The 624-nt window shown below is 67.3% G+C and carries 1 protein-coding gene; it reads right to left on the reverse strand.

Annotated elements, in window-relative coordinates:
- Positions 1–65: 65 nt before the first annotated feature.
- A partial coding sequence (locus tag EN781_RS33710) for an amidase family protein (RefSeq protein WP_245492728.1) occupies positions 66–624 on the reverse strand: 559 nt, incomplete at its 5' end.

Raw genomic sequence — 624 nt, forward strand, 5'->3', positions numbered from 1 at the left:
CTAGTGCCTAGTGCCTAGTGCCTAGTGCCCTACTGCCCTACTGCCCTACTCCCCTACTCCCTCCCTCATATCCCCGGTGGCCGCACATACCCATCCGTCAGCCTCGCCAGCGCCTTGGCGGCGGCAAGCAGCCTGAGGTCGCAGTGGCGACGGCCGACAAGCTGGGCGCCGATCGGCAGGCCATCGCGGTCGAGGCCGATCGGGATAACGGCGGCCGGATGGCCGGTCAGGTTGAAACGGCAGGCATGGCTGAGCGCCGTCCAGTAGGGCGTCTCGACGCCGTCGACCGGGATCGGCGTGCCCGTCTCGCGATGCTTGAAGGCGGTGCACATCATTGCCGGGCACACCAGCACGTCCCAGTCGCCGAAGAAGCGCTCCCAGGCGTGGATGAAGTCGTCGCGCCGGTTGAGCGCCGCGAGATAGGTAGCGAGCGTTGGCGAGTCTTGCAGCGGTGCCTGGAAGGCCTGCGAGTACCAGGTGATGAAGTCGGAGAACAGCGCCCGTTCGGCGGCGAAGTCATGCGAAGGCAGGGCCTCGCCCACCTTTGCGCCGGCGACGTCGATCGCGCCGGCAAAACCGGTAATCGCATCGGCGATGTCGCGGGCGATCGGCACGCCCGGGAAT

The organism is Mesorhizobium sp. M4A.F.Ca.ET.090.04.2.1 (assembly GCF_003999085.1).
GTDB lineage: Bacteria > Pseudomonadota > Alphaproteobacteria > Rhizobiales > Rhizobiaceae > Mesorhizobium.